We start from the raw sequence: 15,890 nt of genomic DNA, 5'->3' as shown, positions 1-15,890 counted from the left end.
CGCCGGCTCGGGAAAATATCGTCGGTAAAGCGCCGGGCCTTGTTGAGGGGAACCCGCAGCGCCCGATGAACGTCGGCTTTCCGGAGGCGCTTAAAGCGCGATGGCCTCGATCTTGCGGTCGACGAAGCGAAGCGCGACCTTGCCGCCGATCAGATCGAGCGCGGTATTGCCGAAAAGCTCGCGACGCCAGCCATGCAGCGCCGGAACGTCGGCGCTTTCGCCATCGATGGCGATCTTCTCCAGATCGTCGGAATTGGCGATGATCTTCGCCGCCACGCCCTGTTTTTCCGAAACCAGCTTGAGGAGAACCTTCAGCATCTCGGTGGCCGCCGCGGCACCTTCGGGCACATGCTGCTGGCGCGGCAGGCGGGGCAGTTCCGCCTTCGGTATGGCCAGCGCCTCCCGGACGGCCTCCAGCAGGGCCGCGCCGGATTGCGAGCGTTCCCAGCCCTTGGGGATGGTGCGCAGCCGGCCCAGCGCTTCGGCGTCCGCCGGCTGCTGCTGGGCGATCTCGTAGATCGTGTCGTCCTTCAGGACGCGGGAGCGCGGAACGTTGCGTCCTCGCGCCTCGCGCTCGCGCCAGGCGGCGACTTTTTGCAGGATGGCAAGCTCGATCGGCTTCTTGACGCGCAGCTTGAGGCGCTTCCAGGCGTCGTCGGGATGCAGGTCGTAGGTCGCGCGGGATTCGAGGATCGCCATTTCCCCGGTAAGCCACAGCGAGCGGCCGGCCTGTTCCAGGTTTTCCTTGAGCGAGAGATAGACGTCGCGCAGATGGGTGACGTCGGCCAGCGCATACTCGAGCTGCTTTTCGGAAAGCGGCCTGCGGCTCCAGTCGGTGAAGCGCGAGGATTTGTCGATCTGCACGCCCTTGATCTTCTGTACGAGCTGGTCATAGGAGACGCTGTCGCCGAAGCCGCAGACCATGGCGGCGACCTGCGTATCGAAGATCGGCTGCGGCACCAGATCGCCCCGGTTGACGATGATCTCGATATCCTGCCGTGCGGCGTGGAACACCTTCAGCACCGCCGGATCGGCCATCAGTTCGAAGAAGGGCGCAAGATCGATGCCGGGGGCAAGAGGATCGACGATCAGTTCGGTTTCCGGGCCGGCGAGCTGGATCAGGCACAGCTCGGGCCAGAAGGTGGTTTCCCGCAGGAACTCCGTGTCGATGGTGAGGAAGTCGGAACGGGCGAGTGTCTGGCAGGCTGCGGCAAGGGCTTCTGTAGTTTCGATGATCTGCATGGCCGGCTCGGCGGAACTTTCGGTTTTTTCGTTGCGGTTGGTTTAAACGTTCCACTCTTTCGTCACAATCGAAAATTTCCCCTTTTGCAACCGTAAGGCGGATTTGGCGGCAGGCGGCCGCACGAACCGGTTCCCGTTTTTTCCGGAATTGCTCTATACCACGCGGATATAGCTGGTCATGCCGGTCTTCTGGTGCTCGATGATATGGCAATGGAAGACCCAGTCGCCGGGATTGTCCGCCACCAGTGCCAGTTGCACCTTCTCGTCGGGCAGGATGAGATAGGTATCGGTGACATGCGGCCGGATCGCCTGCTTGTTGGAGTTCATCGGCCGGAACACGAGCCCGTGCAGATGCAGCGGGTGAAGCTGTGGCGTCGGGTTCTCGACGTTGAAGACATAGGTCCTGCCGGCCTTCATCTCCGCCAGCGGCGCGGTCGGATCGCCGGTGTCGTCGGCCCATGGCACCTTGTTGATGGCCCAGAAGTTATAGCCGAGCGAGCCGCAGATCCCGTCCTTGGGCCGCTCTTCCGCCGAGGCGCTGAGGATGAAGGGGATTTCGGTCGCCGAGGAAAGGTCGGGATCCGGCAGGGGATTGGCGGCAAGCGGCGGCAGGTCGCCGATCTCCCGCTTCAGCGAGCGTCCGACGGACCGGAAGGTGGCGAGCACGGCCGGCCGGGTGCCGCGGCGGTCGCGCAGTTCGGCAACGGACCCTTCGCCGTCGGGCATGCGCAGGGCGAGATCGAGCCGCTGGCCGGGGCCGATCGTCAGCCCGTCGAGCGCAAAGCGCGCCTCGACCGGATTGCCGTCGCGGGCGATCACCTGCGCCTCCGCGCCATCGACGACGAGATCGAGAATGCGCGTCACGTCGGTTGCGGCAAGCCGCAGGCGGACGAGGCCGCCGGCCGGCGCGTCATGCTGCGGCGCCTGCCGCCAGTTGGCGGTGCGCACGGTGCCGAACGTGCCGGCGCGCGCCGCGTCGCGCGGACGGAACTGGGCGATGAACTGGCCGTCGCCGCCGAGCCGCCAGTCGCGCAGGTTGAGCGTGATCTCCGCGTCGAAGACCGGATCGTCCGGATCCTCCACCACCAGGACGCCGGCCAGTCCGCGGCCTATCTGTTCCAGCGTGTTGCAATGGGGATGATACCAGAAGGTGCCGGCGTCCGGCGGGGTGAAGGCGTAATCGAAACCATCGCCGGGATAGACATAGGGCTGGGTCAGGAAGGGGACGCCGTCCATGCGGTTTTCGATCCTCAGTCCGTGCCAGTGGATCGTCGTCGGCTCGTCGAGCCGGTTGTCGAGCCTGAGCGAGAATGCCTTGCCGCGGCGAAGCCGCAAGACCGGCGGCACTTCGCCGTCGCCATAGGTCATGGCGCCTCTGGTCACGCCGGCGTCGGTGAGATGGGCCTCCGTCGGCCGGGCTGAAAGGTGGAGCGCCGGGGCGGCGCTGGCGCCGGAATGGCGCGCCGCAAGCCCGATCCCGCCGGCGTAGGCTCCGGCCACCAGAGCCCCCTTGAGCAATGCGCGTCTCTTCAGCATGGACGATCTCCCCGACTGTCCTTCGCGTTCTAAACCTGACTGCCATATTCAGCAATACGCGCGGAAGAGACATGTTGGCGCGCCCGTCAGCGCGGCGGCTTGCGATCCTCGTCGGGTCCGGCGAGCTTGTTGAAGAACAGCGAGGTCCGCAGCAGGTTTCGGAAACGGCTGCGCCGGGTGTCGTCGGCGGGAACGGCCGGCCGGGCTCCCATGCGCAACGCCGTATAGATCATGAAGGCGATGAGCACGACGGCGGTATAGAGGAAGAGCGCCGAAGGGCCGAACAGATCGAGCAGGATCGAGGCGAAGAGCGGGCCGATGATCGCCCCGCAGGACCAGAAGAACAACAGGCCAGCCGAAACCAGCGCATGCTCGCCTTCGGCGGCGTGGTCGTTGGCATGGGCCGAGCACAGCGAATAGAGCGGCATGGCGAAGGCCCCGAAGATGAAGATGCCGATGAGGTTCGTCCACTCGTTGCTGCCGGCGAGAAAGGCCAGATAGAGCGCGGCGAGCGCCGAACCGAGGGTGGAGACGAGAATGACCAGGCGCCGGTCGAGCCGGTCGGAATAATGTCCGAGCGGATATTGCAGCACCACGCCGCCGATGATGCCGGCGCTCATGAAGCTGGCGATGGCGGTGATGGAAAGTCCGATCTCCTGCCCGTAGATCGGCCCGAGATTGCGGAAGGCGGCGTTGGTGAGGCCGACGACGACGCAGCCGATGGTGGCCAGCGGCGAGATGTTCCAGAGTTTGGCGATGTCGAAGCGGATCGCCTCCGGCACCATCGGGCCCGAGCGGTCGGCAAGCGAGATCGGCACCAGCGAGAGGGTCAGCGCCATCGAAATGATCGCGAAGAGCTGGAATCCCCCGAGCCCCACGCCCGGAATGAGATATTGCGCGGCGGTCACCGAGCCGAGGTCGATGACCCGGTAGATGGAAAGGGTGCGCGCCCGGTTGCCGTTGGTCACGGCGGCGTTCAGCCAGCTTTCCACCGTGGCGAAGAGGCCGGCAAAACAGAGGCCGGAGAGAACCCGCATCAGGAACCAGAACAGCGGGTCGATGAAGAGCACCATGGCCAGCGAGGCGGATGCGGCGATCGCCGCCATGGCGGAAAAGGCGCGGATATGGCCGATCTCGCGCAGCACGCGGGTCACATAGATGCAGCCGATGGCGAAGCCGAGGCTGTAGCCCGCGCCGACCAGCCCGATGAGCGAGGTCGAGAACCCTTCCTCTGCGGCGCGCAGCGAGATGAAGGTGCCCTGCAATCCGTTGCCGCCGATCAGGATGCCGGCGGTGACGAGCAGGGGGATGAGCGGGCGAATCGTCGACATGACGTCACTATGACCGAGGCGCTGCGGAATGCGAGCGGGTCGGCGTCGAAATTCCCGCCGCCCGGCGTCTATCGCAGCGCAGGCGCCTCTTCCAGTTCGCAGGCGTCCGTGCCGATGGTCATCCGGTTGCCGCGCCAGGCGAGGCTCGCGCCGCTCCAGGCCCGGATCCAGATCGCCGGCATCATCATGTCCCGGACGATCATCGCCGGCAGGGACCAGAGGGAAAGACGCCAGCCCTTGGCCGCCGCGAGCGCGATTTCCGGCAGATAGATCCCGGCAAGCACGCCGCCGACGAGGGGGAGCGGTCCGACGCCCCCGATGAGGGCGACCGCCGTGGCGGTCAGCGCCGGCGGAAGCGCGCCGAGCAGGATTTCCGGAACGAAGAGGGCGGGGAAAGTGACGCGGCGCAGCCGCGCCCAGCGGCACTGGCGCGCCCATACGTCCTGCGCCTTGCGGCGGCCGAGCGGCTGCTCGAAGGGCAGGGCGACGAGGTGCACCTTGCGTCCGATCCGGTTGACGAGCTTGGTGGCGGCCGCGTCCTCGGCGATCTCCGCGCTCAGCGCCTGGATACCGCCATGGGCATTGAGCAGCGGTTTGTGCCAGAGCATGGTCTTGCCCTGCGCGAACCCCTGGCCGACGGCTTCGCCGGCATATTGCCAGCGCGCCTGATGGGTGTTGAGGAACATGCATTCCAGTTCCGCCCAGAAGCCCTCGGGCCGCGCGCCGATGGGCATCGAGCAGACGAGGCCGCTGTCGTGCCGCCATGCGGATAGAAGCGACCGGATATAATCGGGCGGCATCAGCACGTTGGAATCGGCAAGCACGACCCAGTCGTGCCGGGCGGCCCGCCAGCCCTTGACGCAGTTGTTGAGTTTGGGATTGGCGCTGATGCGGTCATCGCCGGTCAGGATCCGAACCGGGATTTCCGGGTGGAGAGCCGCGGCCTTCTCGATTTCCGCAATGATCGGATCGTCCGTATCGGCGACACAGAAAATCAGTTCGTAGTCCGGCCAGTCGATCCGCAGGGCATGGCGGACCGTTTCCGGCGTGAAGGCCTCGACGCCGCGCGCCGGCACGATGATGGAAACGGGCGGCGTGGCGGCAAGCGGCGGAGCCTTGCTGCGGCGCGCGGCGATGCGCCGGCCGGCAAGCAGGATACTGATAAGATTGGCCGCGACGAGCGCACCCGCAACGAGAGCCAGGGCCGTTTGCATGCATCACACCTCCGCTTGGACATCGCCTGCCGATTCGCCACCGGCGACGCCCTGTTTCTTCGCGTAAGCAACATCACCGCCCGGTGACACGCGGATGACAGGCCGGCGGCCGGCATCGGCGGAAAACCGCGCTGCTCCTGCCGAAAGGCGTCGAAGCCTTGACAAATCTGCCGGTCCATGCGCTTTTCCGCGCGAATTTTCGCGACGTTGCCGCGCGGGTTATCCCGGCGCGGCCATCAGCATTTCAGGAATGAGACGATGCATCGCTACCGCAGCCACACCTGCGCCGCCCTCCGCAAGTCCGATGTCGGCCAGACCGTCCGCCTCTCGGGCTGGGTCCACCGCGTCCGCGACCATGGCGGCGTGCTCTTCATCGACCTGCGCGATCACTACGGCGTCACGCAGGTCGTGGCCGATCCGGATTCGCCGGCGTTCAAACTGGCTGAAACGGTTCGCGGCGAGTGGGTGATCCGCGTCGACGGCCACGTCAAGGCGCGTACGGAAGACACCGTCAACAAGACCATGCCGACCGGCGAGGTCGAGCTTTACGCGCAGGAGATCGAGGTCCTGTCGGCGGCGAAGGAGCTGCCGCTGCCGGTCTTCGGCGAGCCGGACTATCCCGAGGACGTGCGGCTAAAATACCGCTTCCTCGATCTTCGCCGCGAGACGCTGCACCGCAATATCGTCAAGCGCACGCAGATCATCTCGGCCATGCGCAAGGGCATGGGGGAGGCGGGTTTTGCCGAATACGCCACGCCGATCCTCACGGCTTCCTCTCCCGAGGGCGCGCGCGACTTCCTCGTTCCCTCGCGCATCCACGAAGGCACGTTCTTCGCCCTGCCGCAGGCGCCGCAACAGTACAAGCAGCTTCTCATGGTCGCCGGCTTCGACCGGTATTTCCAGATCGCGCCCTGCTTCCGCGACGAAGATCCGCGGGCTGATCGCCTGCCGGGCGAATTCTACCAGCTCGACGTCGAAATGAGCTTCGTCACCCAGGAAGACATCTGGCAGACCATGGAGCCGATGATGACGGCCGTCTTCGAGGAATTTTCCGAAGGCAAGCCGGTGACGAAGGCCTGGCCGCGCATTCCCTATGACGAGGCGATCCGTAAATACGGCACCGACAAGCCGGACCTGCGCAACCCGATCGTCATGGAGGCGGTCACCGAGCATTTCGCCGGTTCCGGCTTCAAGGTCTTCGCCAATATGATCGCCTCGAACCCCAAGGTTCAGGTCTGGGCCATTCCGGCGAAGACCGGCGGATCGCGCGCCTTCTGCGACCGCATGAACGCCTGGGCGCAGAGCCAGGGCCAGCCCGGGCTCGGCTATATCTTCTGGCGCAAGGAAGCCGAGAAGCTCGAAGGCGCAGGCCCGCTCGCCAAGAACATCGGCGAGGAGCGCACGGACGCCATCCGCACCCAGCTCGGCCTCGACGACGGCGACGCCTGCTTCTTCGTCGCCGGCGATCCGGCGAAATTCCATAGGTTTGCCGGCGAGGCCCGCGCGCGCGCCGGCGAGGAACTGAACCTCGTCGACCGCGACCGTTTCGAACTCTGCTGGATCGTCGATTTCCCCTTCTACGAGTGGAACGAGGACGAGAAGAAGGTCGATTTCGCCCATAACCCCTTCTCCATGCCGCAGGGCGGGATGGAGGCTCTGGCGGGCGACGATCCGCTTGCCATCAAGGCGTATCAGTACGATGCCGTTTGCAACGGCTTCGAGATCGCCTCCGGTTCGATCCGTAACCAGTCGCCGGAGCTGATGGTCAAGGCCTTCGAGAAGGTCGGCCTCAGCCAGGCGGATGTCGAGGAACGGTTCGGCGGTCTCTATCGCGCCTTCCAGTATGGCGCGCCTCCGCATGGCGGCTGCGCCTTCGGCATCGACCGCGTCGTCATGCTGCTCGTCGGCGAGAAGAACCTTCGCGAAATCTCGCTGTTCCCGATGAACCAGCAGGCGCAGGACCTGCTGATGGGCGCGCCGAGCCCGGCCACGCCGACGCAGCTGCGCGAACTGGCCTTGCGCGTCATTCCGTCCCCGAAAAAGGACTGAGCGGGCGCAGCCGTCCGGCGCGCGACGGAACCCTTCCTCTGCTTGACCGTTTCCGACACTTCAAGCAGAGGAGAACCATCATGCGCAAGCTATGCATCGCTACAGCGGCCGCGGCCTTGACGCTGTCGGCATCCGCACTGGCCCAGGAAGGGGTCATCATCGAGCCAGCCGATCCGATGGTCACCGGGTCCACGGTCGTGGTGCCCGGAGCCGTCCGTCTCTACGTGCTGGAGCAGCGGGTGCCTTCGGTCGTCTACGAAGGGGATGTCGTCGTTGGCGAACCGCTTCCCGAAATCGTCGAGATCCACCGGATCGACGGTTACGACGACTATGCCTACACCGTGGTCAACGAACAGCGGGTGATCGTCGATCCGCAGACCCGCGCGATCGTCCAGATCGTCGAATAGGGCGCGACGCCCTGTAACCGCTTCACGAAGGCCGGAGGGAGTTGTCCAGGAAATACCACTGGTCGAGATGCGCCCGGACGACCGGCTCGATCACCGAATTGAGCAGCAGCATGTCCGCCAGCGCGCGCTCGCCCGGCGTGGTTTCCGGCGGCAGCTTGATCGCGGGAAGCGCATGGGCTTCGAAGCGGAACCCCTCGGTGCGGATATTATACCAAGGGCAGATGGTGGCGCCGGTCATGCGGGCGAGACGGACGGCAAGCGCGATATTGCCTTCCATATGCGCCGGCCGTCCGAAGAACGGCCCGCGAATGACAGTGCCGAAACCTTCGTCGCAAAAGATGCTGACGGCCTCGCCTTCCCGCAGGGCTTTGACGGCCGGCCGTATGCCATGCAGGCCGGGCGGCAGGAATTGCAGGCCCGCCTTGCGGCGCACGCGCTCGGCGATCCATTCCTTGGCCCGGCCATGTGGCGGCACGTAGAAGGAATGCGGCGAAACGCCGATGCGTTTCAGGATGATCGGCCCGATTTCCCAGTTGCCGAGATGAAGGCCGACGATGATCGTCGGACCTTCGGCTATCGCCTGCTCGATGATCTCCAGTCCGTGGAGCGACAGGCGGTCTGGATGCCTGGCAATCCGGTTGACGACCGAAAATTCGGTCATCAGCCGCCCCTGGGCCTTGCAGTTTTCGATCAACAGCGCCTCGCGCGCCGCCTCGCTCAGATGCGGGCAGAGTTCGGCGATGGTGGCGCGCGCGCGCCTTTCGGCCTTGGGGTAAAAACGCGGGATGGCGAAGACGCCGAGCCGGGCGCCGAAAGCCGAGCACATGTCCATCGGCAGGAGCTTGAGCGAAAAATGACCGAGAAGATCGAGAGCGTTCCCGATATTGTCGCGCAGCCAGTAATTCACGAAGGCCTTGCGCCGCGTCCCGCCTGAAAAGAGGTCACGCAGGCCTGGCCGGTCGCGGCCGGCATAGACCCAGGCCCGGCGACGTCCGGGGGAGGGTGATTTTACACGATCCTCGGTCACCAGCCTCTCCTCAGCGTGGTTCGATCGTTATCGGCAGGCCGCCGCGCGGGCGCAGCGTCAGGCGGCACATCGGCTCGACCTTGTGGGCTTCCGGCACCTTGACGCGGAACCGCTGGGCAATCACCGCCAGGCACAGGATCGCCTCCGTGAGGCCGAAATGCAGGCCCGGGCAGACGCGCGGCCCGCTGGCGAAGGGGATATAGCTATAGGGGGTCGGCCGCCGGCCGGCCATGAAGCGTTGCGGCCGGAATTCGTGCGGCGCTTCGAAGAGGCTCGGCGTGCGGTGCAATAGCCAGGGGACGATGAGGATCAGCGAGGCCGGCGCGATATCGACGTCGCCGATCGTGTCGGCCTTGCGGTTCTGCCGGGCGAGGATCGGCACCGGAGGATAGAGGCGCAGGGTCTCCTCGATCACCGCCTTGCACCATTCGAGCTTCGGCACGTCGTCGATGGTCGGCGCGCGGTCGCCGCAGGTGCGGTCGAGTTCCGCATGCACCTGCCGTTCGACCTGCGGTGCGCGGGAAAGCAGATACCAGGCCCAGGTGAGCGTTGCCGCGGTCGTCTCGTGGCCGGCCATGAAGATCGTCGCCGCCTCGTTGCGCAGGGCGACGACGTCGAGCTTCAGCTCGGGATTGCGTTGCTGCCTGCGAATCAGCAGCTCGACCATGGAATTGTGATCGCCGCGGCCGGCGAGGTGATCCTCCACCACGGTGTCGATGATGCCGTGCAGCCGTTTCACCGAACGGCGCAGCGACGGCGTGCGCCAAACGGGCAGGCCCTCGTCGAAACCGAGAAAATAGCCGAGGTTGATGGAATCGATCAGCGATTGGTAGCTGGTGAAACTATCGGTGACGGCGTTGGCGCTGTCCTCGCCGAGCTGGTTGCCGAAGACGCTGCGGGCGATGATTTCCGCCGTCAGGCCCGCCATTTCGTGCAGGGCGTTGAGCGTCGTGCCGGCCGGCATGCGGCTCCAGCGCTCGACCAGTTCGCCCGCCGTCTTCTCCATGATCGGGCCGAAGGCCGGCACGCGGTTCATATGCACGATATCGGCCACCAGCGCCCGCCGCTGCCGCCATGTCTCGCCATCGGAAATGAACAGGCCGTCGCCGAGCAGATATTCGAGCGCACGGCGCATCTGCGGGCTCTTGCGCTCGAAATTCTCCTGCCGTTTCACCACCACCTGCCGGATCAGCTCCGGCGAATTGACCAGAACGACCTGACGCCCGAGGATGCGGATCTGCGAGACCTTCTCGGCATAGTCGGAGGCCCGCCAGATGGACAGGAAATCGCTGCGGGCCTGCAACAGGAGCCGCAGCGGCTTGCCGGGCGGCCCGTCGTAATATTCGGCATGCGCCGGTTCGAAGATGTCGTCCGAGATGACTTCCCGGATCTTCACCGGTTGTTGCAGCCATGATGAAAGCATGGGTATCGGCCCGCCTCGTTGCGTCTTCAGGTTTAGCGACCGCCGGCGTACTGTCAACCGGCCGTCCGCGCTGCGGCGAGGGCCCCCGCCCGCCGCGGATTTCGCCGGCGGCGGGTGGGTGGCGTTCAGTCGTTTGCGGAAACGGTGACGCCGAGAACCTGCGGGATGGTGTTCGGCGCGCCCATCGCCGCGCCCATGATCATCGGGAAGGGAACGGGCTTTGCCGGCCGGGCGCTGATCGTCAGGCTCTTCGGGTCGTCGAGATAGGTGGTGACGGCCTCGGAAATCTGGTTCTGCAATTCGGGCAGGTTGAGCTGCGCGATCATGATCGGCACGAGGCCCTTCAGCGACTGGGCCATCTGGTCTCCGCTGACGCCCTGCTGCGAGCCGGCGTAGTCGAGCAGCTTGCGGGTGAGCGACGCGTCGTTGAAGGAGATGGAAGCGCTGTTGAAGGTGAGTTGCTGGATCAGCCCCATCATCGACATGCCGAGCGCCGCATTGGCCTGATCCTTGTCGTCGTTATTCTCCACGGCTTTCAGCGCGTCCTGCATGCCCTTCAGGAATTCGAGCGTGTAGCCGGAAAACTCCAGCGAAAGATCGAGGCGGCCGAGATCGACGAAATCGATAGCGTATTCATCGAAGGAGAATTTGCCGCTGGCCAGTTCCCAGCTTCCCGACATGGTGATTTCGCCATTCAGCGAGCGGATCCCCATCGTGTCGAGCGCGGCCCTGGTCTGCGGGTCCTCGACCTCCGTGAGGTCTGCCTTGAGGTCGCGTGCCACGGCGTCGAACGTCAGGCCGGCGTCATTGTCCATGCGGGCGATATCGGCTTTCGCGCCCGACATCGAAAACAGCTCCTTGCCGCCCTTGGCGACCGAAATCGGCCCGGCGCTGGCGGATTCGTACATCAATACCGAATCGAGCGTGCCGGCGGCAGCCTCGGCATCGGACGGAATGGTGACGCCGGAAAGCGCAAGATCGCTCGCCCTGAATGTCGTTCCTTCCGCGGTGAGGTCGATGTCGTCGAAGGAGACCGTCTCGATCCTGTAGCCGCCCGTGCCGTCCTCCTCGACGCCCTTCATGGCGACGGTGCCGATCTTCGCAGGGCTTTCGGCGCCGGTCGTCTTCAGTTCGGCCCCTTCCAGGGTGACCGTGGAGCCGTCGACCCTGACGTCGGAATAGCCGATGGTGACGCCGCTCGTCGCATAGGCGGCATTCAGCTTGGTCATCAGGTCCGCCCCGTCGAGGGCGAAGGCCGGGCCGGCCAGGAAGGCCAGCGCGACGCCGGCGGAAAGGGAGCGGAAGCGGGAGGTTCGGATCATGGTCTGTATCTTTCTCATTGGTCCTGGCGACGTGCCTTGCCGTTACGGCTCCCGGGACGGGCGGCGAGGCGACTATATTCGCTCGCGCAATGGATTTCACCGGCTTTGTGAGGCGTGAAAGAGGACAAGCCTGTCGCGGCGCTTTCTTTCCACAGCCGCCTTGCGCGGATTTCTTGCCGCGAATCGGCTGAAAGGTTAGTCAAGGCCCATGGGACAGAATAGCTTGCCGCCTGATGGCGGAGACGACCACATTCAGCCGATCGACCTCAAGGCGGCGCTGGAAGAGCGCTATCTTGCTTATGCCTTGTCGACCATCACCCAACGCGCCCTGCCGGACGTTCGCGACGGACTGAAGCCGGTTCATCGCCGGATCATCCATGCGATGAGCGAGATGGGCCTTCGCTCGAATTCCTCCTTCAAGAAATGCGCCCGCATCGTCGGCGACGTGATCGGTAAATTCCACCCCCACGGCGACCAGTCCGTCTACGATGCGCTGGTGCGGCTGGCGCAGGATTTCTCCCAGCGCTATCCGATCGTCGACGGTCAGGGCAATTTCGGCAATATCGATGGCGACAATGCGGCCGCCTATCGCTACACCGAAGCGCGGATGACCGAGGTCGCCTCGCTGCTGCTCGAAGGCATCGATCAGGACGCGGTGGATTTCCGCCCGACCTACAACGAGGAAGACGAGGAACCCGTCGTCCTGCCGGGAGCCTTCCCGAACCTGCTGGCGAACGGCTCCTCCGGCATCGCCGTCGGCATGGCGACATCGATCCCCTCCCACAACGTCCACGAGATCTGCGACGCGGCCCTGCATCTCATCCGCCATCCCGACGCGGATGTGGAAAAGCTCGTCGAATTCGTGCAGGGGCCGGACCTGCCGACCGGCGGCGTCATCATCGACGACCGCGAGAGCATCATCGACGCCTACAGGACGGGGCGGGGTGGTTTCCGCATCCGGGCGAAATGGGAGACGGAGGATCTCGGGCGCGGCGGCTATCAGATCGTCGTCACCGAAATTCCCTATCAGGTGCAGAAGGCGCGGCTGATCGAGAAGATCGCCGAACTGCTGCTGGCCCGCAAGCTGCCGCTTCTGGAGGATGTGCGTGACGAATCGGCGGAGGACGTCCGCCTCGTTCTGGTCCCGAAAAGCCGCACCGTCGATCCGACGATCCTGATGGAATCGCTGTTCAAGCTCTCCGATCTGGAAAGCCGCTTCCCGCTCAATATGAACGTGCTCTCCATGGGTCGCGTGCCGCGCGTCATGGGGCTGAAGGACGTTCTGGTCGAGTGGCTCGACCACCGGCGCGAGGTCCTCCAGCGCCGGTCGCGCCACCGGCTGGCGGCCATCGAGCGGCGGCTGGAAATTCTCGGCGGCTATCTCGTCGCCTATCTCAACCTCGATGAGGTGATCCGGATCATCCGTGAAGAGGATGAACCGAAACCGACCCTGATGCGGACCTTTTCGCTGACCGATGTGCAGGCCGAGGCGATCCTCAACATGCGCCTGCGTTCACTGCGCAAGCTGGAAGAATTCGAGATCCGCACCGAATTCGACAATCTGACGAAGGAAAAAGCGGAAATCGAGGGGCTGCTGGCGTCGGACGAGCAGCAGTGGAAGACCGTCGCCTGGGAAATCGGCGAAGTGCGCAAGAAGTTCGCCAAGGCCACCGAGATCGGTCGCCGCCGCACCCAGTTCGCCTCCGCGCCCGAGGCCGACATGGAGGCCATCCAGCAGGCGATGATCGAGAAGGAACCGGTGACGGTGGTCATCTCGGAAAAAGGCTGGGTGCGCGCGCTGAAGGGCCATATGTCCGATACCTCCGGCCTCCAGTTCAAGGAGGGAGACGGGCTCAAGGTGGCGTTCCCCGCGCAGACGACGGACCGGGTCCTCATCGTCACCACCGGCGGCAAGGTCTATACGCTCGGCGCCGACAAGCTGCCGGGCGGGCGCGGCCACGGCGAGCCGCTGCGTCTCATGGTCGACATGGAGAACGATCAGGATGTGCTCACCGCCTTCCCGCACGATCCGGCGCAGAAGTTCGTGATCGTCTCGCAGTCCGGCAACGGCTTCGTCGTCGCCGAGACCGACATGGTCGCCAATACGCGCAAGGGCAAGCAGGTGATGAACGTCTCCATGCCCGACGAGGCCAAGCTGGTGGTTCCCGTGCGCGGCGATCATGTCGCCATCGTCGGCGAGAACCGCAAGCTATTGATCTTCGCCCTGTCGCAGCTTCCGGAAATGACGCGCGGCAAGGGCGTTCGCCTGCAACGCTATAAGGATGGCGGTGTCTCCGACATCCGCTGCTTCGCCATGAGCGAAGGGCTTTCGTGGGACGACAGCGCCGGCCGCACCTTCGTGCGCAGCGAGGCCGAACTGGCCGAATGGATCGGCGACCGGGCCAGCGCCGGCCGCACCGTGCCGAAGGGATTCCCGCGCAGCGGCAAGTTCGGCGGATAACGGCGGAACCTAGCGCGGCTCCGGTGTCCACGAAATCGCCAGGGCCGCTCACTCTCTTTGTCTGAGCCGCATTTCGGGTCGCAAAACCGCTTCGCACTTTTGCTGGAAATGCTCTTATCCGGAGAAGGGGAACTCCGCCGCCACATCGGCGCGGGCGGCGCGCGCCTTCGAGCGCATCTGCCAGAGCGAATGGCCGAGCAGCGCGAGGATCAGGATGGTTCCGCCGACGAGGGTCTGGACGGTCGGCGTTTCGAAAAAGACGATCCACACCCAGATGGGCGCCAGCACGGTCTCCAGCAGATAGAACATGCCGACTTCGGGCGCCGAGAGGTAGCGCGGTCCCGTCGCCAGACACCAGAAGGCCAGCGGGATCATGATGAGGCCGTCGAAGAGGATGAAGCCCGGATTGGCGATCGCAAGGCCGCCTGCCGGCAACAGCAGGAGCGCGGCGATGCCGGGAACGACGGATGTGGCCAGCGGCACGAGACCGAGGTCGCCGCCGTGGGCCCGGCTCATGGTGATGGCGCAGGCGACCATGAAGGCCGCGCAGACCGCCATGGCGTCGCCGAAGAAGTTCCCGCTTTGCAGGCCGTCATGAACGATGAGGCCGATGCCGCCGACCATGACCAGCATGGTGACCAGCGTTGCATTGGAGGGGCGTTCGCGCAGGAATATCCAGGAGAGCAACGCCGCGAACATCGAGGTGAAGGCGTAGATGAAGACGACATTGGCGGTCGCCGTATTGAAGACCGCCAGCATGAAGGCCAGCGAGTTTCCGCCGTAGCACAGGCCGATCAGCAGGCCCGTCCAGCCGGGAATGAGCGCGATGCGCTTGCCGAGTGCGAAGCGCAGCACGCCCCAGGCGAGGATGGCCACGGCGAAGGTCGAGAAGCAGCGTACGGCGAGCACCGACCAGACCTCGCCGTCGGCGGAGCGCACGAGCGGAATGTCGAAGGAGAGCGAGAGCCCGCCGATGGCGGTGATGAGGAGGCCTTTGCGATGAAGGGCCGGATTGATTGTCCTGGACACGGGGAGCGCTTACTCGAATCATGCCTTGCGGGCGGTTTGGACTATTCCGCCTTATAGCGTTCCCAGCCGCGCGGCATCAGGTGCTCCTGCGGCAAAAACTTTGTTTTATAGTCCATCTTGCGCGATCCCTTGACCCAATAGCCGAGATAGACATGCGGCAGGCCGAGCGCCCGGGCGCGGCGGATGTGGTCGAGAATCATGAAGGTGCCGAACGAGCGGCCGGTCTTGTCCGGATCGTAGAAGGAATAGACCATCGACAGGCCGTCGCCCATCCGGTCGGTCAGCGCGACGGCGAGCAGTTCGCCCTGCGGCCGGTCCTTGAGGCCGGCCCCTTCCTCCCGCAGGCGATATTCGATGACCTTCGTCTGGACGTGGGTGTCTTCCACCATCATGGCATAATCGAGAACGGACATGTCCGACATGCCGCCCTTCTGGTGGCGGGCGTCGAGATAGCGGCGGAAGAGCGAATATTGCTCGCTCGACGGCTCGGCCGGATACTCGCTGGAGATCAGATCGGCGTTGGCCGCAAGCACGCGGCGCATGGAGCGGCTCGCCTCGAACTCGTTGACGAGGATGCGCACCGAGATGCAGGCGCGGCAGGTCTCGCAGGCCGGCCGGTAGGCGATGTTCTGGGACCGCCGGAAGCCGCCTTGCGTCAGAAGGTCGTTCAGTTCCGGCGCGCGCTCGCCGACGAGATGGGTGAAGACCTTCCGCTCCATCTCCTGCGGCAGATAGGGGCAGGCCGCAGGAGCGGTAAGATAGAATTGGGGTGAGGGGGATACCTGCGTATTCATCGGGCGTCGGGCGACTCCATCGGTTTGCCGTTTCGCATTCACCTAGAATCGGCGG

General features: G+C 65.0%; 12 protein-coding genes. 3 read left to right on the top strand and 9 right to left on the bottom strand.

All coding sequences use genetic code 11. The features are described 5' to 3' along the window. Positions 1-90: 90 nt before the first annotated feature. From rnd to KYK29_RS12095, 4 genes are all read right to left on the bottom strand, one after another. Positions 91-1,236, bottom strand: coding sequence for a ribonuclease D (gene rnd, locus KYK29_RS12110; RefSeq protein WP_254691280.1), 1,146 nt, complete (start codon positions 1,234-1,236; stop codon positions 91-93). A gap of 159 nt (positions 1,237-1,395) precedes the next feature. Beyond that, positions 1,396-2,778, bottom strand: coding sequence for a multicopper oxidase family protein (locus KYK29_RS12105; RefSeq protein ID WP_254691147.1), 1,383 nt, complete (start codon positions 2,776-2,778; stop codon positions 1,396-1,398). A gap of 86 nt (positions 2,779-2,864) precedes the next feature. Beyond that, positions 2,865-4,109, bottom strand: coding sequence for an MFS transporter (locus KYK29_RS12100; protein WP_254691146.1), 1,245 nt, complete (start codon positions 4,107-4,109; stop codon positions 2,865-2,867). A 68-nt stretch (positions 4,110-4,177) separates the two neighbouring features. Next, positions 4,178-5,323, bottom strand: coding sequence for a glycosyltransferase (locus KYK29_RS12095; protein WP_254691145.1), 1,146 nt, complete (start codon positions 5,321-5,323; stop codon positions 4,178-4,180). A gap of 258 nt (positions 5,324-5,581) precedes the next feature. On the opposite strand from KYK29_RS12095, the gene aspS reads away from it, so the two are divergent. Then, the gene (gene aspS, locus KYK29_RS12090) at positions 5,582-7,372 is read left to right on the top strand and encodes an aspartate--tRNA ligase (RefSeq protein ID WP_254691144.1); all 1,791 of its coding nucleotides are present in this window, start codon (positions 5,582-5,584) and stop codon (positions 7,370-7,372) included. 80 nt (positions 7,373-7,452) lie between these two features. After that, positions 7,453-7,779 carry a DUF1236 domain-containing protein gene (locus tag KYK29_RS12085; RefSeq protein WP_254691143.1) on the top strand — a complete coding sequence of 109 codons (327 nt, stop codon included), beginning with the start codon at positions 7,453-7,455 and terminating at the stop codon, positions 7,777-7,779. 22 nt (positions 7,780-7,801) lie between these two features. Here KYK29_RS12085 and KYK29_RS12080 read toward each other — a convergent pair whose 3' ends face one another. The 3 genes from KYK29_RS12080 to KYK29_RS12070 all read right to left on the bottom strand — a co-directional run bounded on the left by KYK29_RS12080 (position 7,802) and on the right by KYK29_RS12070 (position 11,551). Beyond that, positions 7,802-8,806, bottom strand: a complete 1,005-nt coding sequence (locus KYK29_RS12080) for a lysophospholipid acyltransferase family protein (RefSeq protein WP_254691142.1) — start codon at positions 8,804-8,806, stop codon at positions 7,802-7,804. 10 nt (positions 8,807-8,816) lie between these two features. Then, positions 8,817-10,229: a cytochrome P450 gene (locus KYK29_RS12075; protein ID WP_254691141.1), complete on the bottom strand. Its 1,413-nt coding sequence runs from the start codon at positions 10,227-10,229 to the stop codon at positions 8,817-8,819. Positions 10,230-10,354: 125 nt separating this feature from the next. Then, the gene (locus tag KYK29_RS12070) at positions 10,355-11,551 is read right to left on the bottom strand and encodes an aq_1923 C-terminal domain (protein ID WP_254691140.1); all 1,197 of its coding nucleotides are present in this window, start codon (positions 11,549-11,551) and stop codon (positions 10,355-10,357) included. A 208-nt stretch (positions 11,552-11,759) separates the two neighbouring features. Here KYK29_RS12070 and parC point away from each other — a divergent pair, with 208 nt between their 5' ends. After that, positions 11,760-14,012 (top strand): DNA topoisomerase IV subunit A, encoded by a 2,253-nt coding sequence (gene parC, locus KYK29_RS12065; protein WP_254691139.1) that lies wholly within the window; start codon positions 11,760-11,762, stop codon positions 14,010-14,012. 114 nt (positions 14,013-14,126) lie between these two features. Here parC and KYK29_RS12060 read toward each other — a convergent pair whose 3' ends face one another. Beyond that, positions 14,127-15,041, bottom strand: a complete 915-nt coding sequence (locus KYK29_RS12060; RefSeq protein WP_254691138.1) for a DMT family transporter — start codon at positions 15,039-15,041, stop codon at positions 14,127-14,129. A 41-nt stretch (positions 15,042-15,082) separates the two neighbouring features. Next, the gene (locus KYK29_RS12055) at positions 15,083-15,835 is read right to left on the bottom strand and encodes an arginyltransferase (protein ID WP_254691137.1); all 753 of its coding nucleotides are present in this window, start codon (positions 15,833-15,835) and stop codon (positions 15,083-15,085) included. Between the last annotated feature and the right edge of the window lie 55 nt (positions 15,836-15,890).

Source organism: Shinella daejeonensis (assembly GCF_024281235.1).
Classification (GTDB): domain Bacteria; phylum Pseudomonadota; class Alphaproteobacteria; order Rhizobiales; family Rhizobiaceae; genus Shinella; species Shinella daejeonensis.
The sequence above is the reverse complement of the archived record's forward strand: the minus strand, read 5'-3'. Positions and strand labels throughout refer to the sequence as shown.

What these genes read in the sequence shown, in the direction of transcription:
- KYK29_RS12105 (WP_254691147.1), bottom strand. Translation starts at nt 2,778, where the DNA reads ATGCTGAAGAGACGCGCATTGCTCAAGGGGGCTCTGGTGGCCGGAGCC.
- KYK29_RS12100 (WP_254691146.1), bottom strand. Translation starts at nt 4,109, where the DNA reads ATGTCGACGATTCGCCCGCTCATCCCCCTGCTCGTCACCGCCGGCATC.
- KYK29_RS12095 (WP_254691145.1), bottom strand. Translation starts at nt 5,323, where the DNA reads ATGCAAACGGCCCTGGCTCTCGTTGCGGGTGCGCTCGTCGCGGCCAAT.
- aspS (WP_254691144.1), top strand. Translation starts at nt 5,582, where the DNA reads ATGCATCGCTACCGCAGCCACACCTGCGCCGCCCTCCGCAAGTCCGAT.
- KYK29_RS12085 (WP_254691143.1), top strand. Translation starts at nt 7,453, where the DNA reads ATGCGCAAGCTATGCATCGCTACAGCGGCCGCGGCCTTGACGCTGTCG.
- KYK29_RS12075 (WP_254691141.1), bottom strand. Translation starts at nt 10,229, where the DNA reads ATGCTTTCATCATGGCTGCAACAACCGGTGAAGATCCGGGAAGTCATC.
- KYK29_RS12070 (WP_254691140.1), bottom strand. Translation starts at nt 11,551, where the DNA reads ATGATCCGAACCTCCCGCTTCCGCTCCCTTTCCGCCGGCGTCGCGCTG.
- parC (WP_254691139.1), top strand. Translation starts at nt 11,760, where the DNA reads ATGGGACAGAATAGCTTGCCGCCTGATGGCGGAGACGACCACATTCAG.
- KYK29_RS12055 (WP_254691137.1), bottom strand. Translation starts at nt 15,835, where the DNA reads ATGAATACGCAGGTATCCCCCTCACCCCAATTCTATCTTACCGCTCCT.